This window comes from Streptomyces sirii, assembly GCF_045690365.1.
Taxonomy (GTDB): Bacteria; Actinomycetota; Actinomycetes; order Streptomycetales; family Streptomycetaceae; genus Streptomyces; species Streptomyces sirii.
In genome coordinates, this window is record NZ_CP147982.1 from 2,522,964 (window position 1) to 2,546,263 (window position 23,300).

19 protein-coding genes are annotated in these 23,300 nt (G+C 74.0%); 7 read left to right on the forward strand and 12 right to left on the reverse strand.

What is annotated here, in order from left to right; genetic code table 11:
• Window positions 1-39: 39 nt before the first annotated feature.
• The gene (locus tag WAB15_RS11450) at window positions 40-612 is read left to right on the forward strand and encodes a hypothetical protein (protein WP_399147616.1); all 573 of its coding nucleotides are present in this window, start codon (window positions 40-42) and stop codon (window positions 610-612) included.
• 212 nt (window positions 613-824) lie between these two features.
• Here the strand turns inward: WAB15_RS11450 and WAB15_RS11455 are convergent, their stop codons facing one another.
• The 3 genes from WAB15_RS11455 to WAB15_RS11465 all read right to left on the reverse strand — a co-directional run bounded on the left by WAB15_RS11455 (window position 825) and on the right by WAB15_RS11465 (window position 7,918).
• Window positions 825-2,285, reverse strand: coding sequence for a glutamate synthase subunit beta (locus WAB15_RS11455; protein ID WP_399147615.1), 1,461 nt, complete (start codon window positions 2,283-2,285; stop codon window positions 825-827).
• Window positions 2,278-6,885: a glutamate synthase large subunit gene (gltB, locus tag WAB15_RS11460; protein ID WP_399147614.1), complete on the reverse strand. Its 4,608-nt coding sequence runs from the start codon at window positions 6,883-6,885 to the stop codon at window positions 2,278-2,280. Before gltB ends, WAB15_RS11455 begins: the two co-directional genes overlap by 8 nt.
• Before the next feature lie 301 nt (window positions 6,886-7,186).
• Window positions 7,187-7,918: a VIT1/CCC1 transporter family protein gene (locus WAB15_RS11465; protein ID WP_399147720.1), complete on the reverse strand. Its 732-nt coding sequence runs from the start codon at window positions 7,916-7,918 to the stop codon at window positions 7,187-7,189.
• Window positions 7,919-8,427: 509 nt separating this feature from the next.
• On the opposite strand from WAB15_RS11465, the gene WAB15_RS11470 reads away from it, so the two are divergent.
• From WAB15_RS11470 to WAB15_RS11495, 6 genes are read left to right on the forward strand one after another with little or no spacing between them, the layout of a single operon-like run.
• The gene (locus WAB15_RS11470) at window positions 8,428-9,564 is read left to right on the forward strand and encodes an ADP-ribosylglycohydrolase family protein (RefSeq protein WP_407286151.1); all 1,137 of its coding nucleotides are present in this window, start codon (window positions 8,428-8,430) and stop codon (window positions 9,562-9,564) included.
• Window positions 9,561-10,841 carry an ADP-ribosylglycohydrolase family protein gene (locus WAB15_RS11475; RefSeq protein WP_399147612.1) on the forward strand — a complete coding sequence of 427 codons (1,281 nt, stop codon included), beginning with the start codon at window positions 9,561-9,563 and terminating at the stop codon, window positions 10,839-10,841. The genes WAB15_RS11470 and WAB15_RS11475 overlap by 4 nt, the downstream gene beginning before the upstream one ends.
• Window positions 10,838-12,106, forward strand: a complete 1,269-nt coding sequence (locus tag WAB15_RS11480; RefSeq protein WP_399147611.1) for an ADP-ribosylglycohydrolase family protein — start codon at window positions 10,838-10,840, stop codon at window positions 12,104-12,106. Before WAB15_RS11475 ends, WAB15_RS11480 begins: the two co-directional genes overlap by 4 nt.
• Window positions 12,103-13,566: an ADP-ribosylglycohydrolase family protein gene (locus tag WAB15_RS11485; RefSeq protein ID WP_407286152.1), complete on the forward strand. Its 1,464-nt coding sequence runs from the start codon at window positions 12,103-12,105 to the stop codon at window positions 13,564-13,566. Before WAB15_RS11480 ends, WAB15_RS11485 begins: the two co-directional genes overlap by 4 nt.
• 20 nt (window positions 13,567-13,586) lie before the next feature.
• Window positions 13,587-14,819 (forward strand): CaiB/BaiF CoA transferase family protein, encoded by a 1,233-nt coding sequence (locus tag WAB15_RS11490; RefSeq protein WP_399147719.1) that lies wholly within the window; start codon window positions 13,587-13,589, stop codon window positions 14,817-14,819.
• Complete coding sequence (locus tag WAB15_RS11495) at window positions 14,816-15,829, forward strand: HpcH/HpaI aldolase/citrate lyase family protein (RefSeq protein WP_407286153.1); 1,014 nt, start codon at window positions 14,816-14,818, stop codon at window positions 15,827-15,829. Before WAB15_RS11490 ends, WAB15_RS11495 begins: the two co-directional genes overlap by 4 nt.
• Before the next feature lie 76 nt (window positions 15,830-15,905).
• On the opposite strand, the gene lgt is transcribed toward WAB15_RS11495, so the two are convergent.
• The 9 genes from lgt to WAB15_RS11540 form a co-directional block, all read right to left on the reverse strand.
• A complete protein-coding gene (gene lgt, locus WAB15_RS11500; RefSeq protein WP_407286154.1) occupies window positions 15,906-17,030 on the reverse strand; it encodes a prolipoprotein diacylglyceryl transferase in 1,125 nt (374 codons plus the stop codon).
• A gap of 145 nt (window positions 17,031-17,175) precedes the next feature.
• Window positions 17,176-18,099, reverse strand: coding sequence for a thioredoxin domain-containing protein (locus WAB15_RS11505; RefSeq protein ID WP_399147607.1), 924 nt, complete (start codon window positions 18,097-18,099; stop codon window positions 17,176-17,178).
• Between the two features lie 106 nt (window positions 18,100-18,205).
• On the reverse strand, window positions 18,206-19,036 hold the full coding sequence (gene trpA, locus WAB15_RS11510) for a tryptophan synthase subunit alpha (RefSeq protein WP_399147606.1): 831 nt from the start codon (window positions 19,034-19,036) through the stop codon (window positions 18,206-18,208).
• Window positions 19,036-20,307, reverse strand: a complete 1,272-nt coding sequence (gene trpB, locus WAB15_RS11515) for a tryptophan synthase subunit beta (RefSeq protein WP_399147605.1) — start codon at window positions 20,305-20,307, stop codon at window positions 19,036-19,038. The genes trpA and trpB overlap by 1 nt, the downstream gene beginning before the upstream one ends.
• A 148-nt stretch (window positions 20,308-20,455) precedes the next feature.
• Window positions 20,456-20,683: a tryptophan biosynthesis modulator TrpM gene (gene trpM, locus WAB15_RS11520; protein ID WP_407286155.1), complete on the reverse strand. Its 228-nt coding sequence runs from the start codon at window positions 20,681-20,683 to the stop codon at window positions 20,456-20,458.
• Window positions 20,684-20,700: 17 nt separating this feature from the next.
• A complete protein-coding gene (gene trpC / locus WAB15_RS11525) occupies window positions 20,701-21,510 on the reverse strand; it encodes an indole-3-glycerol phosphate synthase TrpC (RefSeq protein ID WP_399147604.1) in 810 nt (269 codons plus the stop codon).
• A gap of 148 nt (window positions 21,511-21,658) precedes the next feature.
• The gene (locus WAB15_RS11530) at window positions 21,659-22,105 is read right to left on the reverse strand and encodes a DUF2752 domain-containing protein (protein WP_407286156.1); all 447 of its coding nucleotides are present in this window, start codon (window positions 22,103-22,105) and stop codon (window positions 21,659-21,661) included.
• Window positions 22,106-22,268: 163 nt separating this feature from the next.
• Entirely contained in the window at window positions 22,269-22,508 is a 240-nt protein-coding gene (locus WAB15_RS11535; protein WP_399147602.1) for an HGxxPAAW family protein, read from the reverse strand.
• Window positions 22,509-22,594: 86 nt separating this feature from the next.
• Entirely contained in the window at window positions 22,595-23,254 is a 660-nt protein-coding gene (locus tag WAB15_RS11540) for a TIGR02234 family membrane protein (protein ID WP_399147601.1), read from the reverse strand.
• Between the last annotated feature and the right edge of the window lie 46 nt (window positions 23,255-23,300).

The following is a 23,300-nucleotide window of genomic DNA, read 5'->3' on the forward strand; positions in this document are numbered from 1 at the left end:
CGGTGAGTACCGAATCATCTGGCTTCTATCCTCGACGGCATGAAAGGCGCGCTGGAGAAGAGCAGTTCGGTCACCCCGGCGCTGCTGTCCACGGAGAACGACGACGGAACATTCGTGCTGGTCGAGCTGCGGATCCGGTGGGAGCTCGGCCCGGTCGTGAGCCTCTGGCTGCCGACCCGGGGGCGCACCGCCAAGAACCTCGCGGTACGCCCGGACGTGGTGTTCAATCTGCCGCCGGACGCGACGGGGACCGAGGAAGGGACGGGCGCCATGGCGCCGTCGACGGACGCACCATGGACGGAGCCGTCCGAGCTGGTACGACCACCCCGACTGGTGCACTGCCCGGTGCAGTTGGAAGCGCGCCGGGTCGGTGAGCGCACGGTGACCGACGGGGCGTGGACACAGATCGAGGCGCAGGTGCTGCGGGTGCACGCCGACCCGCGGTGGGTGCTGCCGCTGAGCGACCGCCGGATCGACCTGGGGGCGTGGCATCCGCCGGTGCACGACTTCCGGCCGCCGGCCGCTCCCCCCGCACAGGCCGTACCGGCTCCGGCCCAGGAGCTGGCGCGGCAGTTGGGGCGGCGCTTCCCCTACGAGCGCAGCGGCTCGTAGGGGGCGGGCGAACAGATCCCGTAGGGGACGTGAGGGCCCCTTGCGGGCCACAACGGGGTGGGGGTGGGGGGTATTCCCGCGAAGACCCGCGGCGCCTGCCCTCCGGTCGGGGAAGGAGACAGGCGCCGCGGTCGGGATCGGGGTGTCCCCGGTCCCCATGCCTCCGTACGACGTTGTACGGGACACTCAGAGACGGTCGCTCACACTGCCGGTCACACGGTCAGTGCGCGGTCCGTCGGCTTGATGGGAGCCGGCAGGGCGCTGGCTCCGGTGAGGAAGCGGTCCACACCGCGGGCGGCGGAGCGGCCCTCGGCGATGGCCCACACGATCAGCGACTGGCCGCGGCCGGCGTCGCCGGCGACGAACACGCCGGGGACGTTGGTGGCGAAGTCACCGTCACGGGCGACGTTGCCGCGCTGGTCGAGCTCCAGGCCGAACTGCTCGACCAGGCCGTTCTCCTGGTCGGTGCCGGTGAAGCCCATCGCGAGGGTGACCAGCTGGGCCGGGATCTTCCGCTCGGTGCCCGGCTTCTGCTCCAGCTTGCCGTCCTTGAACTCCACCTCGATCAGGTGCAGGAACTGGACGTTGCCGTCCTCGTCGCCCTCGAAGTGGGTGGTGGAGACGGAGTAGACCCGCTCGCCGCCCTCCTCGTGCGCGGAGGTGACCTTGTAGAGCATCGGGAAGGTCGGCCAGGGCTGGCCGGCGCTGCGCTCCTCGCCCGGCTTGGGCATGATCTCCAGCTGGGTGACGGAGGCCGCGCCCTGGCGGTGGGCGGTGCCGACGCAGTCCGCGCCGGTGTCGCCGCCGCCGATGACCACGACGTGCTTGCCCTCGGCGGTGATCGGGGCGACGGTCAGATCGCCCTCCTGCACCTTGTTGGCGAGCGGGAGGTACTCCATCGCGAAGTGGATGCCCTTGAGGTCGCGGCCGGGCGCCGGCAGATCGCGGGAGGTGGTGGCGCCGGCGGCGATGACGACGGCGTCGTAGCGCTTGCGCAGCTTCTTCGCGTCGATGTCGCGGCCGATCTCCACCTCCGTACGGAACTTGGTGCCCTCCGCGCGCATCTGCTCGATGCGGCGGTTGATGTGGCGCTTCTCCATCTTGAACTCGGGGATGCCGTAGCGCAGGAGACCGCCGATGCGGTCCGCCCGCTCGTACACCGCCACGGTGTGGCCGGCCCGGGTCAGCTGCTGGGCGGCGGCCAGACCGGCCGGGCCGGAGCCGATGACGGCCACGGTCTTGCCGGAGAGGCGCTCGGGCGGCTGCGGGGTGACGTCGCCGCTGTCCCACGCCTTGTCGATGATGGAGACCTCGACGTTCTTGATGGTCACCGGCGGCTGGTTGATGCCCAGCACGCAGGCGGCCTCACAGGGGGCGGGGCAGAGGCGACCGGTGAACTCCGGGAAGTTGTTGGTCGCGTGCAGCCGCTCGCTGGCCTCGGTCCAGTCCTCGCGGTAGGCGTAGTCGTTCCACTCGGGGATGAGGTTTCCGAGCGGGCAGCCGTTGTGGCAGAAGGGGATGCCGCAGTCCATGCAGCGCGAGGCCTGCTTGCTGATGATCGGCAGCAGCGAGCCCGGCTGGTAGACCTCGTTCCAGTCCTTGACGCGCTCCTCGACGGGGCGGGTCTTGGCGATCTCGCGCTGGTGGGTCAGGAAGCCCTTGGGGTCAGCCATTGGTCGCCGCCTCCATCATCTTCTCGTGGGTCTCGGACTCGGAGAGTCCGGCCTGCTCAGCGGCGTCCTTGGCGTCGAGCACTGCCTTGTACGTGGGCGGGATGACCTTGCTGAAGCGGGCAGCGGCCGCATCCCAGTCGGCGAGGAGCTTCTCGGCGACGGTCGAGCCGGTCTCCTCCTGGTGGCGGCGCACCACGTCGTGCAGCCATTGCTTGTCGGCGTCGTCCAGCGCGTGGACCGCGGAGGCCAGCTCCTTGTTGACGTTGGCCGGGTCCAGGTCGATGACGTAGGCGAAGCCGCCGGACATACCGGCCGCGAAGTTGCGGCCCGTCTCGCCGAGCACGACCGCGTTGCCGCCGGTCATGTACTCGCAGCCGTGGTCGCCGACGCCCTCGGAGACCACCGTGGCACCGGAGTTGCGGACGCAGAAGCGCTCGCCGACCCGGCCCCGCAGGAACAGCTCGCCGCCGGTGGCGCCGTAGGCGAGGGTGTTGCCCGCGATGGTGGAGTACTCCGCGAGGTGGTCGGCACCGCGGTCCGGGCGGACGACGACGCGGCCGCCGGAGAGGCCCTTGCCGACGTAGTCGTTGGCGTCGCCCTCCAGGCGCAGCGTGATGCCGCGCGGCAGGAACGCGCCGAAGGACTGGCCGGCCGAGCCGGTGAAGGTGATGTCGATGGTGTCGTCGGGCAGACCCGCGCCACCGAACTTCTTGGTCACCTCGTGGCCGAGCATGGTGCCGACCGTGCGGTTGATGTTGCGGACGGCGACCTGGGCGCGCACGGGCTGCGCGGCCTCGGCGGTGTCGGCGGCGAGGGCGTCGGCGGCGAGCTTGATCAGCTCGTTGTCGAGCGCCTTCTCCAGACCGTGGTCCTGGACGGTGACCTGGTGGCGGACCGCGCCTTCGGGCAGTTCGGGGACGTGCAGCAGCGGGGCCAGGTCCAGGCCCTGCGCCTTCCAGTGGTCCACGGCCTTGGCGGTGTCCAGCAGCTCGGCGTGGCCGACGGCCTCTTCGAGGGTCCTGAAGCCCAGCTCGGCGAGGAGCTCGCGGACCTCTTCGGCGATGAACTCGAAGAAGTTGACGACGTACTCGGCCTTGCCGCTGAACCGCTCGCGCAGCGTCGGGTTCTGGGTGGCGATGCCGACCGGGCAGGTGTCCAGGTGGCAGACGCGCATCATGACGCAGCCGGAGACGACCAGCGGGGCGGTCGCGAAGCCGTACTCCTCGGCGCCCAGCAGGGCGGCGATGACGACGTCGCGGCCGGTCTTGAGCTGGCCGTCGGTCTGCACGACGATGCGGTCGCGCAGGCCGTTGAGCAGCAGGGTCTGCTGGGTCTCGGCCAGGCCCAGCTCCCAGGGGCCGCCCGCGTGCTTGAGCGAGGTGAGCGGGGAGGCGCCCGTGCCGCCGTCGTGGCCGGAGATCAGGACCACGTCCGCGTGCGCCTTGGAGACACCCGCGGCGACCGTTCCGACGCCGACCTCGGAGACCAGCTTCACGTGGATGCGGGCGACCGGGTTGGCGTTCTTGAGGTCGTGGATCAGCTGAGCCAGGTCCTCGATGGAGTAGATGTCGTGGTGCGGCGGCGGGGAGATCAGGCCCACGCCGGGGGTGGAGTGCCGGGTCTTGGCGACCCAGGGGTAGACCTTGTGGCCGGGCAGCTGGCCGCCCTCGCCTGGCTTGGCACCCTGCGCCATCTTGATCTGGATGTCGTCGGAGTTGACCAGGTACTCGCTGGTCACACCGAAGCGGCCGGAGGCGACCTGCTTGATGGACGAGCGGCGCGCCGGGTCGTAGAGGCGCTCGGGGTCCTCGCCGCCCTCACCGGTGTTGGACTTGCCGCCCAACTGGTTCATGGCGATGGCGAGGGTCTCGTGCGCCTCCTGGGAGATGGAGCCGTACGACATGGCGCCGGTGGAGAAGCGCTTGACGATCTCGGACGCCGACTCGACCTCGTCGAGGGGGATCGACGGGCGGTCCGACTTGAAGCCGAACAGGCCGCGCAGCGTCATCAGCCGCTCGGACTGCTGGTTCACCCGGTCGGTGTACTGCTTGAAGATGTCGTAGCGGCGCGAGCGGGTGGAGTGCTGGAGCCGGAAGACGGTGTCCGGGTCGAAGAGGTGCGGCTCGCCCTCGCGGCGCCACTGGTACTCGCCGCCGATCTCCAGCGCGCGGTGCGTGGCGGCGATGCCGGAGACCGGGTACGCCTTGACGTGCCTGGCTGCGACCTCCTTGGCGATGACGTCCAGATCCGCGCCGCCGATCTTGGTGGCGGTGCCCTGGAAGTACTTCGCGACGAACGCCTCGTCCAGGCCGACGGCCTCGAAGACCTGCGCGCCCCGGTAGGAGGCGACGGTGGAGATGCCCATCTTGGACATGACCTTCAAAACGCCCTTGCCGAGCGCCTTGATGAGGTTCTTGATGGCGGTCTCGGGCTCGATGCCCGGCAGGAAGGTGCCGGCGCGGACCAGGTCCTCGACGGACTCCATCGCCAGGTACGGGTTGACCGCGGCCGCGCCGAAGCCGATGAGCAGCGCGACGTGGTGCACCTCGCGCACATCGCCGGCCTCGACGAGCAGCCCGACCTGGGTGCGCTCCTTGGTGGCGATGAGGTGGTGGTGGACCGCGGCGGTCAGCAGCAGCGACGGGATCGGGGCGTGCTCGGCGTCGGAGTGACGGTCGGAGAGCACGATCAGCCGGGCGCCGTCGTCGATGGCCGCGTCCGCCTCGGCGCAGATCTCCTCGATCCGCGCGGCCAGCGACTCGCCGCCGCCGGAGACCCGGTAGAGGCCGGAGAGGGTCACGGCCTTCATGCCGGGCATGTCGCCGTCGGCGTTGATGTGGACGAGCTTGGCCAGCTCGTCGTTGTCGATGACCGGGAAGGGCAGGGTCACGCTGCGGCAGGAGGCCTCGGTGGGCTCCAGGAGGTTGCCCTGCGGGCCGAGCGAGGAGATCAGCGAGGTGACCAGTTCCTCGCGGATGGCGTCCAGCGGCGGGTTGGTGACCTGCGCGAAGAGCTGGGTGAAGTAGTCGAAGAGCAGCCGGGGGCGCTCGGAGAGCGCGGCGATCGGCGAGTCGGTGCCCATCGAGCCGATGGGCTCGGCGCCGGCCTTGGCCATCGGGGCGAGGATGACCCGCAGCTCCTCCTCGGTGTAGCCGAAGGTCTGCTGGCGGCGGGTGACCGAGGCGTGGGTGTGCACGATGTGCTCACGCTCGGGCAGGTCGGCCAGCTCGATCAGGCCGGACTCCAGCCAGTCCTGGTAGGGATGCTCGGCGGCGAGCTGCGCCTTGATCTCGTCGTCCTCGATGATGCGGTGCTCGGCGGTGTCGACGAGGAACATCCGGCCGGGCTGCAGGCGGCCCTTGCGGACGACCTTGGACGGGTCGATGTCCAGGACGCCGACCTCGGAGGAGAGCACGACCAGGCCGTCGTCGGTGACCCAGTAGCGACCGGGGCGCAGGCCGTTGCGGTCGAGGACCGCGCCGACCTGGACGCCGTCGGTGAAGGTGACGCAGGCCGGGCCGTCCCAGGGCTCCATCATCGTGGAGTGGTACTGGTAGAAGGCGCGCCGGGCCGGGTCCATGGAGGTGGAGTTCTCCCACGCCTCCGGGACCATCATCAGCACGGAGTGCGGCAGGGAACGGCCGCCGAGGTGGAGCAGCTCCAGGACCTCGTCGAAGGAGGCGGAGTCGGAGGCGTCCGGGGTGCAGACCGGGAAGATCCGCGCGAGGTCTTCCTCGCTGCCGAAGAGCTTCGAGGCGAGCTGGGACTCGCGGGCGCGCATCCAGTTGCGGTTGCCCTTGACCGTGTTGATCTCGCCGTTGTGCGCGACGAAGCGGTAGGGGTGGGCCAGCGGCCAGCTCGGGAAGGTGTTGGTGGAGAACCGCGAGTGGACCAGGGCGATGGCCGTGGCGAAGCGGCGGTCGGACAGGTCCGGGAAGAAGGGCTCCAGCTGGCCGGTGGTCAGCATGCCCTTGTAGACGATGGTCCGGGCGGACAGCGAGGGGAAGTAGACCCCTGCCTCGCGCTCGGCGCGCTTGCGCAGCGCGAAGGCCTTGCGGTCCAGGGCCAGGCCGGTGTTCTCGCCGTCCGCCACGAAGAGCTGGGAGAAGGCCGGCATGGTGGCGCGGGCGCCGTTGCCGAGCAGCTGCGGGGCGACGGGGACGACCCGCCAGCCGATGACGTCCAGGCCCTCCTCGACGGCGATCGTCTCGATGTGCGAGACGGCCGCGGCCGCTTCCTGGGCGTCGGACGGCAGGAAGGCGATACCGACGGCGTAGGAGCCGGCCTCGGGGAGCTCGAAGGTGACGTTCTCGCGGAGGAACGCGTCCGGGACCTGGAGCAGGATGCCGGCGCCGTCGCCCGAGTCGGGCTCCGAGCCGGTGGCACCGCGGTGCTCCAGGTTCGTCAGGACGGTGAGCGCCTGCTCGACCAGTGCGTGGCTGGCCTCGCCGGTGAGGGTGGCCACAAAGCCGACGCCGCAGGCGTCGTGCTCGTTGCGCGGGTCGTACATCCCCTGCTGGGCGGGGCGCCCGTCCATGGGCGACCAGGCGGCACCGGTGGTGCTGCCGGGGGTCGCGGAGTGCGTGGACGCGAAGCGCATCGGCTCTCCCATACGTCGTCGTGGCATAGGCATTGCCGAGGGACGACGTTGGCCCTCCGCGAAATTTCGTGCAGGTTACAGGATGACTCCCTTCTCGAAAAGCGAAAAGGGGCTTCCAACATGCGGACACCGCAGCGCGGTGATCTCAGGACGCGGACGGAATCGGAGCCGTCTCACAAGGCGGCGTTCGGCGAGCGACATTGCCCGCGACGCCAGGGCCTTATGCCCGGTCGTCGACAAACCGAAACCGTTGGGTAACAGAGTAATTATGCCGTCACCCGTATGACACATCACTCACACGTCAGCTTACGACGGTTCCGAACGCCACTCCCAGGACGTACGTCACACCCGCGGCCGCGCCGCCGAGGGTGAGTTGCCGCAGCCCGCTGAACCACCAGGAACGCGCCGTCACCCGCGCCACGACGGCGCCGCAGGCGAAGAGTCCGACCAGCGCCAGCAGCACCGCCGGCCAGATGGCGGAGGCCCCCAACAGATAAGGAAGGACAGGCAGAAGGGCGCCCAGCGCAAACGATCCGAAGGACGACAGGGCGGCGACGGTGGGCGAAGGAAGGTCGGACGGATCGATGCCCAACTCCTCCCGGGCGTGGATCTCCAGGGCCTGCTCGGGGTCCCGGGAGAGCTGCTCGGCGACCTCGCGGGCCAGCTCCGGCTCGACGCCGCGCGACTCGTACAGCGCCGCCAGCTCCGCCAGCTCGTCCTTGGGGTGCTTGCGCAGCTCGGCCCGCTCGACGTCCAGCTCGGCCTGCACCAGCTCGCGCTGCGAGGCGACCGAGGTGTACTCGCCCGCGGCCATGGAGAAGGCTCCGGCGGCCAGGCCCGCCAGTCCGGTGATGATGATCGTCTGCTGCGACAGCGCGCCTCCGGCGACACCCGTCATCAGGGCGAGGTTCGAGACCAGGCCGTCCATCGCGCCGAAGACGGCGGGGCGCAGCCAGCCGCCGTTCACATCGCGGTGGGTGTGGTTGTCGCGGTGGGCCGCATGCGTCGGTGCCGCGGCATCCATGATCTCCATGACGGACATATCGGGACCTACTCCCTTCAGCGAGGTGTGGGCCGATGGCGGCGCTTCCCCCTTCAACACCTCGAAGCTATGCGCGGATTGCCCTTCCGCGCTAGCAAGGAAGGCCGAACTTACCGCGCTGACCTGCGGCTTTTCCGCGAGATGGGCGCTGAGATCCCGATCACAGGCTTCGCGGGGGCCCGTCCCGCGGCGGCATCCGGGGGCGTCGACCGGGTGACCGTGGCGCCGGTGGCAGGAGAGGCGGCCCGCCGCGTGGCACGGATACGGCGTGAGCGAGCGCAGCGAGCGAACCATGGAGAGGTGCGCGCCGCGCGAATGCGGGGCCGAGCGAAGCGAGGTTTCGGCATGAGCGAGCGCAGCGAGCGAACCATGGAGAGGTGCGCGCCGCGCGAATGCGGGGCCGAGCGAAGCGAGGTTTCGGCATGAGCGAGCGCAGCGAGCGAACCATGGAGAGGTGCGCGCCCGCGCGAATGCGGGGCCGAGCGAAGCGAGGTTTCGGCATGAGCGAGCACCCCACGCCCCCGGAGCCGGCATCCCCCGCCGTGCCCGGCTCCCCGCGCGACCGGGCCCGTGGCGCACTGCTCGGGCTGGCGGTCGGCGACGCGCTCGGCGCCCCCGCGGAGAACATGAAGCCCTCTCAGATCCGGCGCCGCTGGGGCCGGATCGAGGGCTACGTCGAGGACGACCCGGCCGGCACCGACGACACCGAGTACGCCATCTTCTCGGGGCTGCTGCTGGCGGCGCACGGTTCGGCGCTGACCGTCGCCCATGTCGAGGCCGCCTGGCACCAGTGGATCGCCGACCGCGACGAGGGGCCGTTCCGCGGCGCGGGCTTCAGCGAACGCGGCACGCTGGAGAACCTGCGCCGCGGTCTGGCCGCGCCGATCTCCGCGCAGCACCGGCACGCCTGGAGCGACGGGCTGGCGATGCGCGCCGCGCCGTTCGGGGTGTTCGCCGCCGGCCGGCCCGCCGAGGCGGCCCGGCTGGTCGCCATCGACGGCACGGTCAGCCATGACGGCGAGGGGATCTACGGCGGCCGGGCGGTGGCCGCCGGGGTCGCCGCCGCCATGGTCGACCTCCCCCAAGGCCCTTCGACGGGGTCCGGAGGGCCAGGGAGGACCCCCATCACCGACGTGGTGATCGCCGCCGCGCTGTCGGTGGTGCCGGAGGACTCCTGGACCGCCCGCTCGCTGCGCCGCGCGGTCGGCGCCGCCCAGCGCTGCCGGCACGACCCGGGCATCACCCGGCTCGGGACCGAGCGCGCGGTGCGCTCCGCCGTCGTGATCGGCGGCTACCCCTGGACGGACCTCGCGCCCGAGGCCGTGGGGCTGGCCTTCGGCGCCTTCGCGGCGGCCCGCGGCGACTTCGCCGACTCCGTACTGACCGCGGTGAACATGGGCCGGGACGCCGACACCACGGCGGCGGTGGCCGGTGCGCTGGCGGGTGCGCTGTGCGGGGCCGCGGCGATCCCCGCGGCGTGGGCCGACGCCATCGGCCCGGCGCGCGGCAGCTGCCTGCCCTCGATGGCCGGCTACCACGTCCTGGACGTCGCCGACCTGCTGGCGCCGGCCGGGGCGGACGCCGAGGTCGCGGCGGAACCCGGGGCGGGCTCCCCGGTCGAGGCGGTCGCCGGATGAACGGGGACAGCGCCGCCGTGGCCGGCCCCGGTGCCGGCAGCCGTATCGAGGGCCTGCTGCTGGGGCTCGCCGCGGGCGACGCCGCCGGGTGGCCGGCGGCCCGGCACCGGGCGGCGCGGATGCCGGAGTGGACCCGGCGGCTGACCCGGGAGCTGGACACCTTCGCCGAGCAGAACGCCACCACCACGCTGCCGGTGCCGATCGCCCTCAACCAGCCGCCGGAGCCGCTGCGGCTGGGCCCCTCCGACGACGCCGAGTGGGCGGCCTTCGCCGCCGAGTCGGTGCTCACCGCGGCCGGTGCGCTGCTGAGCGGCCTGGGTCGGGACCGCCGGATGCGCGCGGCCCTCGACCTCGCCTGGAACGCGCTGGCCAACGAGGTCGCCGCGGCCGCCGACCGGGCGCCCGAGGTGGAGTCCGCCGTACTTCCGCTGCGCGCCCGGATCTCCGTACGGGCCGGGCTCGGCAACCTCGCCGCCGGGCTGCGGCCGCCCGCCACCGGGCACGACAATCCGCACTTCTTCGACGACGCCGCATGCGTGCGGGCCGCCGTGCTGGCCGTGGTGCACCCCGGTGAGCCCGCCGCTGCGGCCGACCTCGCCGAGTACGACGCGCGCTACACCCAGGACGGCGACGGGGTGCACGGCGCCCGCGCGATGGCCGCCGCGATCGCCGCCGCGATCGGCGGGGCCCCGGCCGGCGACTGTGTGGAGACCGCGCTCGGCCAGCTCCCCGAGGGCACCGAGATCCGCCGCAACGCGCTGCACGCGATCCACCTCGCGCGGGCCTTCGCCGCCGACCGGCCCGGCCGGCCGGGCACCGCCTTCGCACTGGTCCCGGTGTTGGAGCACGAGATCGTCGACCACGTCTACAGCTACGGCATCGCCGCCGCCGAGACCGTCCCGGTCGCGCTGGCGCTCGCCCTGGCGACGGACGGGCTGGTCGCCGAGGCGGTCCCGGCCGCCGCCTGCCTCTCCCGGGTCGCCGACTCCGCGCCCGCCCTCGCCGGCGCGCTGACCGGTGCCCTGGGCGGCGCCCGGGCGCTGCCGCGCACCTGGCGCGACGCCTGCCGGGTGCTGTCCGGCTGCGCGCTGCCGCGGCTGGCCGGCACGGACCTGGTCGAGCTGGCCGGGCGGCTCGCCGCCACGGCGCCGGCCGCCCCGGAAGCCGCCGCCCGCGCCGCGCCGGAGGCCGTCTCCCCCGCCGCCCCGCAAGCCGAGGCGGAGGCCGCTTCGCCCCCGCCCCTCACCCCCACCGTGGAAGGACTCATCCGCAGATGACGTACACCAGCGAGACGACGCCGAGCGCGCCGGGCGTCCCCGCTACCCAGGTCACCCAGGTCCTGCCGGCCGCACCCGGCGCACCGGCCGTCACGGCACCGCCGTCCTTGGAGGACCGGGCCGCCGGGTGCCTGATCGGCGCCGCGGTCGGCGACGCGCTCGGCGGGGCGGTGGAGGGCCGGACGCCGGAGGAGATCGTCAAACGGCACGGCGGACCGGTCGAGGGCATCGTCGGCCCGTTCCACGACGACTGGCGCACCGCCCGCCCGATCGCCCCGTACCACAAGGGCAACGGGCACGTCACCGACGACACCCTGATGACCCATGCGCTGGTGCGGGTCTACGAGTCGGTGCGCGACCACCTCGACGCCTACGACATCGCCGACCACCTCGTCCCGGACCTGATCGGCACCCCGCGCTGGATCCCGGAGCTGGAGACCGAGGCACTGCCGCTGCAGCGGATCTTCCTCGCCGAGAAGTGGATCGTGGCGCGGCTGCACTACGGGCACGCCGATCCACGCGAGGCGGGCGTCGGCAACATCGTCAACTGCGGTGCGGCGATGTACATGGCGCCGGTCGGCGTCGTCAACGCCGGTAATCCGGACCGGGCCTACGCCGAGGCGCTGGACATCTCCGGTACCCATCAGTCCTCTTACGGGCGGGAGGCGGCCGGGGTGTTCGCCGCGGCCGTCGCCGCCGCGTTCGCCCCCGGGGCCACCGCCTCCTCGGTCGTCGTCCAGGCGCTGCGGCTCGCCAAGGACGGCACCCGCGCCGCCATCGAAGCGGTCTGCGAGGCCGCGGCGTCGGTCACCGACCGCGCCTCTGCGGCGGGCGCGCTGCGCGCCGCGGTCGCCCCCTTCGACACCGTCGGCCCGGACTACCGCAACCCCTCGCTCGGCGCCCGCCGCCCCTCCCGGCTGCACGCCGTCGAGGAACTCCCCATCGCCCTGGGCATGTTGCTGATCGGCGGCGGCGACTTCCGGACCGCCGTCCTCGGTTCGGTCAACTACGGGCGCGACTGCGACTCGATCGCCACGATGAGCGGCGCGCTGGCCGGCGCCCTGCACGGCGCCTCGGCGGTACCGGCCGAGTGGGCCGCCGAGGTCGCCCGCGCCAGTCGGCTGGACCTCCAGGCGCCGGGTGCCGCACTGGCCACCGTCGCCCGCGAGGTCTTCACCCGCGACCGGGCCCGCGCCCGCACCCACGAGCAGGCCTTCACCGCGATCTCGGCCATCCCGGCGATGACGGAGGCGGGCGGACGGTGACGGCCACGCCGGTGGCCACCGCCCGCGCGGCGCGCCCCGCTCCCGGGGAGCCGCTGCGGGTGACCTGGGTGCAGCCCGAGGACCTGCTCGGGCACGAGCTGCGGCAGGCGGCGGAGGACGGCCGGAACGCCGCCGCCGTCGCGCGCCGGTGGCGGGCGGCGGGCGGGGCGCCGGCACCGGGCCGGGCGGGCGCCTCCCCGGGGCCGGGCGACCCGGCGCTGCGCGCCCTGGCCCGGGAGCTGCTCGACGAACTGGCCGCGCTGCCCTGCCCGTCGGCGGCCGATGAGCCCACGGAGCTGGCCGAGATCCAGGCGGCGTGCCCGCCTCGTCCGGCGGCCGCGGCGACACGGCGGGGCGGGACCGTGCCCACCGCCCGCCTGGAGGCCGCCTGGCTCGGGCGGGCGGCCGGCTGCCTGCTGGGCAAGCCGGTGGAGAAGCTGCCGTTGAGCGGCATCCGCGGGCTCGCCCGCTCGACCGGGAACTGGCCGCTGGCCTCGTACTTCACCGGGATCGGCCTCGATCCGGCGGTGGCCGCGCGGCATCCCTGGAACCGCCGCAGCCGCGCCACCTCGCTCGCCGAGCACATCGACGGTATGCCCGAGGACGACGACCTCAACTTCCCGCTGCTGGGCCTGCTGCTCCTCGAACGCCACGGCCCCGGCTTCCGTACCGGCGACGTGGCGCGGCTGTGGCTGGACGAGCTGCCGGCCGGGCGGACGTTCACCGCCGAGCGGGTCGCCTACCGCAACCTGCTGGACGGCGTCGAGCCGCCGTTCACCGCGCGGCACCGCAACCCCTTCCGGGAGTGGATCGGTGCGCTGATCCGCGCGGACGTGCACGGCTGGACGCACCCCGGCGACCCGGCGGCCGCCGCGGCCCAGGCCTGGCGGGACGCCGCGCTCAGCCACACCGCGAACGGGGTGTACGGCGCGATGTTCGCGGCCGGCGCGCTCGCCGAGGCGGCCGGCGGCACCGCCGACGTGCACGGCGCGCTGCGGGCCGGGCTCGCCGTGATCCCCCCGCGCTCCCGGCTCGCGCGGGCCGTCCGCTTCGCCGTCGCGGCGGCACGCGACGAGCCGACCGGCACCCCGGAGGGCTTCGGCGCCGTCGTCGACCGGCTGCACGCCGCGTACGGCCGCCACCACTGGGTGCACGCCGTGCCGAACGCCGCGCTGCTGGCCGCCGCGCTCACCCATGCCGACGGCGACTTCACCGGCTCCATCTGCCGTGCGGTGTCCGGCGGTTGGGACACCGACTCCAACGGCGCGACGGCCGGTTCGCTGGCCGGGCTGCTCGCCGGTTCGCCCGCCGCCCTGCCGGAGCGCTGGACGCGGCCGCTGCGCAACCGGCTCGCCACCAGCGTCGCGGCGCTGGACGGCGTCGGCTTCGACGCCCTCGCCGCGCGCACCGCCGCGCTCGTCGTACCCACCCCGACCGACCGGAGGCCTGACGCATCATGACCGACCCGTCCCTGACCGGGATGACCGAGCCCGCCGGCGGCCCGGCGGCGCCGGAGCCCGGGCCCCGCCCCGGCCCGCTCGCCGGGCTGCGGGTGCTCGATCTCGCCACGCTGTTCGCCGGGCCGCTCGCCGCCACCCTGCTCGGGGACTTCGGCGCCGAGGTGATCAAGGTCGAGCACCCTCGGCGGCCCGACCCCTCGCGCGGCCACGGGCCCGCCAAGGACGGCATCGGGCTGTGGTGGAAGCTGCTGGGCCGCAACAAGCGCACCATGACGCTCGATCTGTCCCACCCCGGCGGCCGGGACGTCCTGCTGCGGCTCGCCGCCGACGCGGACGTCGTCGTCGAGAACTTCCGGCCCGGGACCCTGGAGAAGTGGGGCCTGGGCTGGGAGGAGCTGTCGGCCGTCAACCCCCGCCTGGTGCTGGCCCGGGTCACCGGCTTCGGGCAGTTCGGCCCGTACGCCCGGCGTCCCGGGTTCGGCACCCTCGCCGAGGCGATGAGCGGATTCGCCGCGATCACCGGGGAGCCGGACGGCCCGCCGACCCTGCCGCCGTTCGGCCTGGCCGATGCGATCGCCGCGCTGACCACGTCGTACGCCGTGCTGACCGCGCTGCGCGGACGGGACACCACCGGCCGCGGCCAGGTCGTCGACCTGGCGCTGATCGAGCCGATGCTGACCGTCCTCGGCCCGCAGCCCCTCTGGTACGACCAGCTGGGCCACCTCCAGCAGCGGATGGGCAACCGCTCCGCCAACGTCGCGCCGCGCAACACCTACCGCACCGCCGACGGCTCGTGGGTGGCCGTCTCCACCTCCGCGGAGTCCGTCGCCGAGCGGGTGATGCGGCTGGTCGGCCGGCCCGAGGTGATCGACGAGCCCTGGTTCGGCACCGGCGCGGGACGGGCCCGGCACGCCGACGAGCTCGACGCGGCGGTCGGCGACTGGATCGCCCGGCACGACCGGGCCGAGGTCCTGGCCGCCTTCGAGAAGGCCGAGGCGGCCATCGCGCCGATCTACGACGTCCGCGATGTGCTGGCGGATCCGCAGTACCAGGCGCTGGGGACGATCACCGAGGTCCCGGACGAGGAGCTGGGCACGCTGCGGATGCAGAACGTCCTCTTCCGGCTCTCCGAGACCCCGGGGGCGATCCAGTGGGCCGGCCGCCCGCACGGCGCCGACACCGACCGGGTGCTGGCCGGGCTCGGTATGGACCCGGAGGAGATCGCCGGGCTGCGGGCGGCGGGCGCGCTATGACCCGGGCGCCCGGCGAGACCTCCCTAGGCACGCCGCTGACCTGGCTGTATGTGCCCGGCGACCGCCCCGGGGTGGTCGCCAAGGCGCTCGGCTGCGGGGCGGATGTGGTGGTGGTCGACCTGGAGGACGCGGTCGCCCCGGACCGCAAGGACTATGCGCTGCGCGCCACCGCCGAACTGCTCAGCGACCCGGCTCCGGGCCCGTCGCCCGTCCACGTCCGGGTCAACGCGCTGGACGGCCCGCTCGCCGAGACCGAGATCCGCACCCTCGCCGCGCTGCCGGGCCTGGCCGGTCTGCGGCTGCCCAAGGTGCAGGGGCCGGCCGACATCCATCGGGCGGCCGGGTGGGCGACGACGGCGGGGCCGCCCGTCGTCGTCGCCCTCGCCGGGCGCCGCGCCGCCGGGCGCGGCCGCGGTGCGGCGCCCGGCGCCCCCGCGTCCGCCACCGCCGCCCCACCCAGCGCCACCACCGTGCTCACGCCCTCCCCCGCCCCCGACGCCGGTGCGCTGCCCGCCACCCCGGCGCTCTACGCCCTGCTCGAATCCGCGCTCGGCATCGAGCACGCCTTCGCCATCGCCACCGCGCACCCGGCGCTGCGCGGGATCGCGGTCGGTGAGGCCGATCTCGGCGCGGAGCTGGGCGTGCGCGACGATGCGGGGCTGGCCTGGCCGCGCAGCCGGACCGTGGTCGCGGCCCGGGCGGCCGGGCTGCCCCCGCCGCCGCAGTCGGTCTACCCGGACGTCCGCGACCTGGAGGGCCTGGCCCGCTCCAGCGCGCGGGGCCGGGCGCTGGGTTTCCTGGGCCGGGCCGCGATCCATCCGCGCCAGCTCCCGGTCATCGAGGCGGCCCATCTGCCGTCGTCGCAGGAGGTCGAGGCGGCGGAGCGGATCGTGCGGGCGGCCGCGGCGCAGGGCGGGGCGCAGGCGCTGCCGGAGGGGCGGTTCGTGGACGCGGCGGTGGTCGCCGGGGCCCGGCGGGTGCTGTCGCTGGCCGAGCGGCGGGGCCGCTGAGCCACGGGGACGAAAAGCACGCCGGCCGGACTCGATCGCTCGAATCCGGCCGGCGCTGTCGGCAGTCGGGCCGCCTTCAGGACTTCTTGTTGCTGCCGCTCCCGGCGGGCTTGGCGTCGGTGGCGTCCGCGGTGTCCGCCGCGTCCTTCGCCGCATCCGGCGCGTCCTCGGCGGACTCCTCGGCCTTCGCTTCCTTCTCGGTCTTCGCGGCCTTCTCGGTCTTCGCGGCCTTCTCGGCTTCCTCGGCCTCGGGCTCCTCGGAGTCCTTCCCCGCGGCGGGCTTCTCCCCCGCCTTCTCGACGGAGACCTTGCCGCTGTCGCCGTCGGTGCTCTCCGCGTCCGCGCCGCCGTCGGCGGCCTCGCGCTGTGCGCGCTCCTCCAGCGCCCCGGGCTCGACGACCTCTTCGCGGCCCGGTACCCGCTTGGCGGAGACCACGAAGTAGACGACGGCCAGGACGAGGACGATCAGCGCGGTCCAGACGTTCAGCCGCAGGCCCAGGATGTGGTGGGCCTCGTCGACCCGCATGTACTCGATCCAGGCGCGGCCCGCGCAGTAGGCGGCGACGTACAGCGCGAAGGCCCGTCCGTGGCCGAGCCGGAAGCGCCGGTCGGCCCAGATCACCAGCGCCGCGACGCCGAGGCACCACAGGCTCTCGTAGAGGAAGGTCGGGTGGTAGGTGCCGCCGATGCGCCCGATGGCCGGGTCGGAGCTGATCTCCAGCCCCCACGGCAGGTCGGTCGGCTTGCCGTACAGCTCCTGGTTGAACCAGTTGCCCCAGCGGCCGATCGCCTGGCCGAGGGCCAGACCGGGCGCCAGCGCGTCCGCGTAGGCCGGCAGCGGGATACCGCGGCGGCGGCAGCCGATCCAGGCGCCCACCGCGCCGAGCGCGACCGCGCCCCAGATGCCGAGGCCGCCCTCCCACACCTTGAGGGCGTCGATCGGATGGCCGTTCTCGCCGAAGTACGGCTCGTACGTCGTGATGACGTGGTAGAGGCGGCCGCCGACCAGTCCGAAGGGCACGGCCCACACGGCGATGTCCGCGACGGTTCCGGAGCGGCCGCCGCGCTGGATCCAGCGCTTGTTGCCGAGCCAGACGCCGACGAAGACGCCGATGATGATGCAGAACGCGTAGCCGCGCAACGGGATCGGGCCGAGGTGTACGACGCCGACCGACGGGCTGGGAATGAATGCGAGGTCCATGGCAGGGTCGACGCTACCGCGCCGGGCGGGGTCGGCGACAACCCGCCCGGCAACGGCTGCGTAACGACGCCCTCGGCGCAGCGTGACACCGCGGGCCCCGGGCGGCCGCGTGCACCCACCAGGACCGTGCGCACCGAAGCGGGGCCTAGGGGGACGGCACCGCGCCGGTCCGCGGCGAGGCGCTCGCCGCCCCGGCCCGCTTCGCGTGGGGCGAGGCGCTCGCGCCCGCCGCCGCGCCCCTGCCCGGCGCGGCGGGTGTGCTCGCGCTCGGGGAGACGCTCCCCGGCTTCTTGCCCTTGTTGGCGGCCCGGACCAGCTTCTTGAGGACCGCGGGGGTGACCCGGCCGCTCTGCTCCTTGGCGAGGTCCTTGCCGTTGAGCAGGACGGTCGGGGTGCCCCGGTATCCGGACTTGCCGAAGGCGTCGTCGGACTTGCGCACGAAGCCGTTGTACGTGCCGTCGTTGACGCACTTGGTGAAGGCGGGCGAGGCCAGGCCCTTGACCTTGCCGGCCAGCCGGAGGAGGTACTGCTTGTCGGCGAACTTGTCCTGCGACTCGGGCGGCTGGTGGGAGTAGAGCACGTCGTGGAAGTCGCGGAACTTCCCGGCGTCCTGGGCGCACAGGGCGGCGTTGGCGGCGTTGAGGGAGCCCTGGCCGCCCATGTTGCCGTCGATGATCGTCACGAGGTGGTACTCGCTCTTGAGCTGGCCGGAGTCCTCCAGCTCATGGGTCACCTTGCGGAAGCCGGTCTCGAACTGCTGGCAGGCGGGGCACCGGAAGTCCTCCCACACCGTCAGGGTGGAGGGGGCGTCGGGTGCGCCGACGGGGACGGCGGGCCGATCACCCCCGCCGGCCTGCTTCGGACGGGCCGTCTCGTTGTCGGTGCCGCTCTCGCCGTTACCGGCCGCGGTGACCCACACGGCGACGCCGCCGGCCATCGCCAGCGCCGCCAGCAGCGACCCGGCCACGATCACCTGGCGGCTCCGCCGGGCGCGCGCCTGCTCCTTCGCCCGCTGTGCCTGAAGCCGCTCGCGGGCGCTTCTCCTACCCTCATGATTCTTCTGGTTCACGCCCGTGCACAACGAAGCGGAGGGGTGCCGCCGCACCCCTCCGCACCGATGTTCGCCCTATCGAGGGACCGCGCACCGGACCGCCGTGGACGCCCCGGCCGCTCGTCTAGCGGCGATTGCGTACGCCCTCGGCCAGCTCACCCGCCAGGGCGCGGACCCCGGCGAGCCCGGCCGCCAGGTCGCCGTCCGCCGACAGCAGCCGCTTGACGAACGCCGAACCGACGATCACCCCGTCGGCGAACTGCGCCACCTCGGCGGCCTGCTCGGGGTTGGAGACTCCCAGGCCGACGCAGACGGGGAGCCCACGGCGGGCACCAGCGGTGGCGCGGGTGCGGGCCACCAGCTCCTGAGCCTCGCGGCCGACGGACTCGCGGGTTCCGGTGACCCCCATCAGGGAGGCGGCGTAGACGAAGCCGCTGCCGGCCGCGGTGATCTTGGCGAGCCGCTCGTCCCGGCTGCTGGGCGCGACCACGAAGACCGTGGCGAGCCCGTGCTGCTCGGCGGCCTTGCGCCACACGTCGGACTCCTCGACCGGGAGGTCCGGCAGGATGCAGCCGGCGCCGCCGGCCTCGGCCAGGTCGGCGGCGAACCGCTCCACGCCGTAGCGGTCCACGGGGTTCCAGTACGTCATGCACAGCACCGGGGCGCCGGTGGCGGCGTGCACCTCGCGGACCGTGCGGATCACGTCGACGATCTTGACGCCGCCGCGCAGCGCGATGTCGTCGGCGGTCTGGATGACCGGGCCGTCCAGGACCGGGTCGCTGTGCGGCAGGCCGACCTCGACGATGTCGCAGCCGCCGTCCAGCATCTCGGTCATCGCCCGCACGCCGCCGTCCACGGTCGGGAAGCCGGCCGGGAGGTAGCCGACGAGCGCGGCGCGGTTCTCGGTGCGGGCCTGCGCCAGCACCGTGTTCAGCAGCTCGATGTTGCCCGCCATCACTTCTCCCCCTGCTCTGCCGCGCGGGCGGTGTCCGCCGCGCTCTCGCCGTCGTACAGCCCGAAGTAGCGGGCGGCGGTGTCCATGTCCTTGTCGCCGCGCCCGGAGAGGTTGACCAGCAGCAGGGCCTCGGGGCCCAGCTCGCGGCCGATCTCCAGGGCGCCGGCCAGCGCGTGGGCGCTCTCGATCGCCGGGATGATGCCCTCGGTGCGCGACAGCAGCCGCAGCGCCTGCATCGCCGCGTCGTCGGTGACGGCGCGGTACTCGGCGCGGCCGACGTCCTTGAGGTAGGCGTGCTCGGGGCCGATGCCGGGGTAGTCCAGGCCGGCGGAGATCGAGTACGGCTCGGTGATCTGGCCGTCCTCGTCCTGCAGGACGTAGCTGCGCGAGCCGTGCAGGATGCCGGGGGTGCCCTCGGTGAGGGTGGCGGCGTGCTCGCCGGTCTCGATGCCGTGGCCGCCCGGCTCGCAGCCGATCAGGCGGACGCCGGTGTCGGGGAGGAAGGCGTGGAAGAGGCCGATGGCGTTGGAGCCGCCGCCGACGCAGGCGAGGGCGGCGTCCGGCAGGCGGCCCGCGCGCTGAAGGATCTGCCGGCGGGCCTCGACGCCGATGACCCGGTGGAAGTCGCGGACCAGGGCCGGGAAGGGGTGCGGCCCGGCGACCGTGCCGAAGAGGTAGTGGGTGCGGTCGACGTTGGCGACCCAGTCGCGGAAGGCCTCGTTGATGGCGTCCTTGAGGGTGCGGCTGCCGGACTTCACGGCGATGACCTCGGCGCCGAGCATCCGCATCCGGGCGACGTTGAGGGCCTGGCGCTCGGTGTCGATCTCGCCCATGTAGATGGTGCAGTCGAGGCCGAAGAGGGCGCAGGCGGTGGCGGTGGCGACGCCGTGCTGGCCGGCACCGGTCTCGGCGATGACCCGGGTCTTGCCCATCCGCTTGGTGAGCAGCGCCTGGCCCAGCACGTTGTTGATCTTGTGTGAGCCGGTGTGGTTGAGGTCCTCGCGCTTGAGGAACACCCGGGCCCCGCCGGCGTGTTCGGCGAACCGCGGCACCTCGGTGAGCGCGCTGGGGCGTCCGGTGTAGTTGACCATCAGGTCGTCGAGCTCGGCCGCGAACGCGGGGTCCGCCTTGGCCTTCTCGTACTCGGCGGCGACCTCGTCGACCGCGGCGACCAGCGCTTCGGGGATGAACTTGCCGCCGAAGGCGCCGAAGTAGCCCTCGGGGCTGGGCACGCGCCCCTCGGGGTCGGGAAGGAAGAAATCGGAGGACATCTGACGCACTCCTAGGCCGGGGCTGCCGCCCCGGAAAGTCCGGTTATGTCGGGAGAGGGCACATCACGGTATGCGCGCACGGCGCGACGGCGTGCTGCCGCCGCGCGGTGGCTGACCGCCACCGCGACGCCGGCAGGGGGCCGACGCGTCAGCGCGCGGCGGCCGTGCGCCATCGGCGCCCGTTGATCTGTCCCGGCTCCGAACCGATGTGGTAGCGGACCCGCCGTCCATGGACCCGGCGCGCCGGTGCCCGGCACCCGCGCGGCCGGCACCCGCGCCCCAGCGCCGCATGCCGCCCGCCCCCGGCGGCCGCGGCGAGCAGCACGGCGGGGCCGGAGCGGTGGCTCGGGCGGCGGATGCGGGAGGCGGCGGTCATGTCGGCGATCCGGGCGGTCAGGCCCGCCCGTGGCGGATCGCCGGGTGGGAGCCCGCGGCGACCAGGTCGGCGACCGCGGTCTTGGGGTCCTTGCCGGTGACCAGCGACTCGCCGACCAGCACCGCGTCCGCGCCGTCGTTGGCGTACGCGATCAGGTCGTGCGGCCCGCGGACACCGGACTCGGCGATCTTGACGATGTGGTCGGGGATCTCGGGGGCGATCCGGGCGAAGTTGCCCCGGTCGACCTCCAGGGTCTTGAGGTTGCGGGCGTTGACGCCGATGATCCGGGCGCCGGCGTCCACCGCGCGGGCGACCTCTTCCTCGTCGTGCACCTCGACCAGCGGCGTCAGCCCGATCGACTCGGCCCGCTCGATCAGCGAGACCAGGGCCTCCTGCTCCAGCGCGGAGACGATCAGCAGGGCGAGGTCGGCGCCGTAGGCGCGGGCCTCCCACAGCTGGTAGGCGGTGACGATGAAGTCCTTGCGCAGCACGGGGATGTCGACCCGGGCGCGGACGGCCTCCAGGTCGGCCAGCGAGCCGCCGAAGCGGCGCTGCTCGGTCAGGACGGAGATGACGGCGGCGCCGCCCGCCTCGTAGTCGGCGGCCAGGCCGGCCGGGTCGGCGATCGCGGCGAGCGCGCCCTTCGACGGGCTGGAGCGCTTCACCTCGCAGATCACCGTGACGCTCTCGCCCTTGAGTGCCGCGACACCGTCCATCACGGGGCGTGCCTTGCGGGCCCGCTCCTTGAGCTCCTCGAGGGAGACGCGCGCCTGCCGCTCAGCGAGGTCGGCGCGGACCCCGTCGATGATCTCGTCGAGCACACTCACGCGAGCGGCCTCCTTCTTGAGCGGCGATGGACAGCGGACCGTGGGACGAGCTGTCCCCTCCGGTTCTCCGATGGTATCCGCCATGGGATCCAGGTCCCGCATCCGGTTGACGGCGGTCCCACAAGCTGGACATCTCCGGGGCCCCGGGTCACGGCGCCAGACCGCTGCCGAAGGGGAGGTTGCGGACGACCGTGAAGGCCAGCAGCAGCCCGCCCAGGGCCCACCGGTGGACGGCGCGCGGGCGGGGGCCCGGCGTACGGCGGCCCCGCACGGCCCGGCCGAACCAGACCGCCCAGAAGACCGCGCAGGCGGCGAAGCCGGCCACCGCGAGCGCATTGGCACCCAGGGCGGCGGTCAGGTCGCCGTGCGCGAGGGCGTGGGCGCTGCGCAGGCCGCCGCAGGCCGGGCAGTACACGCCGGTCAGGTGCAGCAGCGGGCAGACGGGGTAGTGGCCGGGCTCGTTCGGGTCGACGGCGCCGACGACGGCGAAGGCGGCGGCGACGGCCGCGAGGGCGCCCAGGGGCGCGGCGAGACGGCGGGGCACGCCGCCCGCCGGCCGGGCTTCCGGCCGGGCCTGCGCCAAGGGATCGCTCACGTGCCGATTGTGCTGCCGCGCGCGCGAAGGCGCAGCTTCTCGGCCGCCGTACGGGGTGTGCACGGACGGCGGGTACGGCACCCGCGGGTGCGTACGGGCCGGGAAGCGGCGCCTTCGGGGGTGGTGCGAGGTGGCGCCGGGACCCGGCGCCACGGGAGCGTGGTCAGCTCTCCTGCGGCTGCGCCTGGACAGCCGGCTTCGCCGAGCGCTTGGGCTCCTGGCCCAGGCCGGCCGCGCGCATCAGACCGCCCACCACGGCACCGCCGCCGATCAGCACCATGCCGGCCCAGAAGCCCGGCACGTTGTTCAGCACGATGAAGGCTCCGGCGACACAGAAGCCGATGAACGAGATGATGACGCCGGTCCAGGCGGCGGGGGTGTGTCCGTGGCCACTGCTCGACATTGACTGCTCCTCGTTGCTCTCTCGCGCCGGGGTCGGGGCGCGGTGATCCTCGCGGTCCATTGTCACCGATGCCGCGCCGGTCCCCCTTACCGGGTGGGGTCCTCGCCGCGGTCCAGGGACTTCCAGATCTCCTCCGGACGGTCCGGATCCGGGGCGGCCGCGGCACGCCGCGGACCGCGGGCGCCGCCGGGCGTGCGCTCGTAACGGCCCGACATCGCAGGCCAGTGGCGTCCGTGCACCAGCGCCAGCAACCCGGCGATCAGCAGCAGCAGACCGCCGGCCGCGGCCACCCACGGCCAGCCGGTGTGCGTGACGTGATGCACATCGGCGCCGGTCAGACCGACCGCGGTGGCGGCCTTCTCGCGCAGCGCCGAGGTGTCGGCGTTGCCCAGCACCGCGGCGGTGACGATGCCGGCACCGCTCAGCGCCAGCAGTGCGGCCACCGCGATCCGGCCGGCCCGGCGCACCGCGAAGACCGCGACCAGCGCGGCCAGGCCGACGACGGCCAGCGCGCCGGGCACGCCGGTGACGTCCGCACCGGTCACGGTGCGCGGCAGCTCGCCCTGGGCCAGCACCGCGGAGCCCCGGGCCCAGGTGCGGCCGGAGGCCAGCAGCGCCAGGCCCGCGCCGGCCGCGCCGGCCAGCAGTGCCAGGGCCAGGCTGCGCTTGGCGCTGCGGGGCGCGGGGGCCGGCGCCGGCGCGGGGGCGGGCGCGGCGTCTGTGGGGGTCTGGGGTGCGGCACTCACGCGTACCACTATCGCGCACCGGCCGGCGGGGACCGGCGCGCGGGGG

Excerpts from the sequence above, each read along its gene's own strand:
- WAB15_RS11480 (WP_399147611.1), top strand. The coding sequence starts at position 10,838 with ATGACGTACACCAGCGAGACGACGCCGAGCGCGCCGGGCGTCCCCGCT.
- WAB15_RS11490 (WP_399147719.1), top strand. The coding sequence starts at position 13,587 with ATGACCGAGCCCGCCGGCGGCCCGGCGGCGCCGGAGCCCGGGCCCCGC.
- gltB (WP_399147614.1), bottom strand. The coding sequence starts at position 6,885 with ATGCGCTTCGCGTCCACGCACTCCGCGACCCCCGGCAGCACCACCGGT.
- WAB15_RS11475 (WP_399147612.1), top strand. The coding sequence starts at position 9,561 with ATGAACGGGGACAGCGCCGCCGTGGCCGGCCCCGGTGCCGGCAGCCGT.
- lgt (WP_407286154.1), bottom strand. The coding sequence starts at position 17,030 with ATGGACCTCGCATTCATTCCCAGCCCGTCGGTCGGCGTCGTACACCTC.
- WAB15_RS11495 (WP_407286153.1), top strand. The coding sequence starts at position 14,816 with ATGACCCGGGCGCCCGGCGAGACCTCCCTAGGCACGCCGCTGACCTGG.
- trpB (WP_399147605.1), bottom strand. The coding sequence starts at position 20,307 with ATGTCCTCCGATTTCTTCCTTCCCGACCCCGAGGGGCGCGTGCCCAGC.
- WAB15_RS11455 (WP_399147615.1), bottom strand. The coding sequence starts at position 2,285 with ATGGCTGACCCCAAGGGCTTCCTGACCCACCAGCGCGAGATCGCCAAG.
- WAB15_RS11450 (WP_399147616.1), top strand. The coding sequence starts at position 40 with ATGAAAGGCGCGCTGGAGAAGAGCAGTTCGGTCACCCCGGCGCTGCTG.
- WAB15_RS11465 (WP_399147720.1), bottom strand. The coding sequence starts at position 7,918 with ATGGAGATCATGGATGCCGCGGCACCGACGCATGCGGCCCACCGCGAC.
- WAB15_RS11535 (WP_399147602.1), bottom strand. The coding sequence starts at position 22,508 with ATGTCGAGCAGTGGCCACGGACACACCCCCGCCGCCTGGACCGGCGTC.
- trpA (WP_399147606.1), bottom strand. The coding sequence starts at position 19,036 with ATGGCGGGCAACATCGAGCTGCTGAACACGGTGCTGGCGCAGGCCCGC.
- trpM (WP_407286155.1), bottom strand. The coding sequence starts at position 20,683 with ATGACCGCCGCCTCCCGCATCCGCCGCCCGAGCCACCGCTCCGGCCCC.
- WAB15_RS11470 (WP_407286151.1), top strand. The coding sequence starts at position 8,428 with ATGAGCGAGCACCCCACGCCCCCGGAGCCGGCATCCCCCGCCGTGCCC.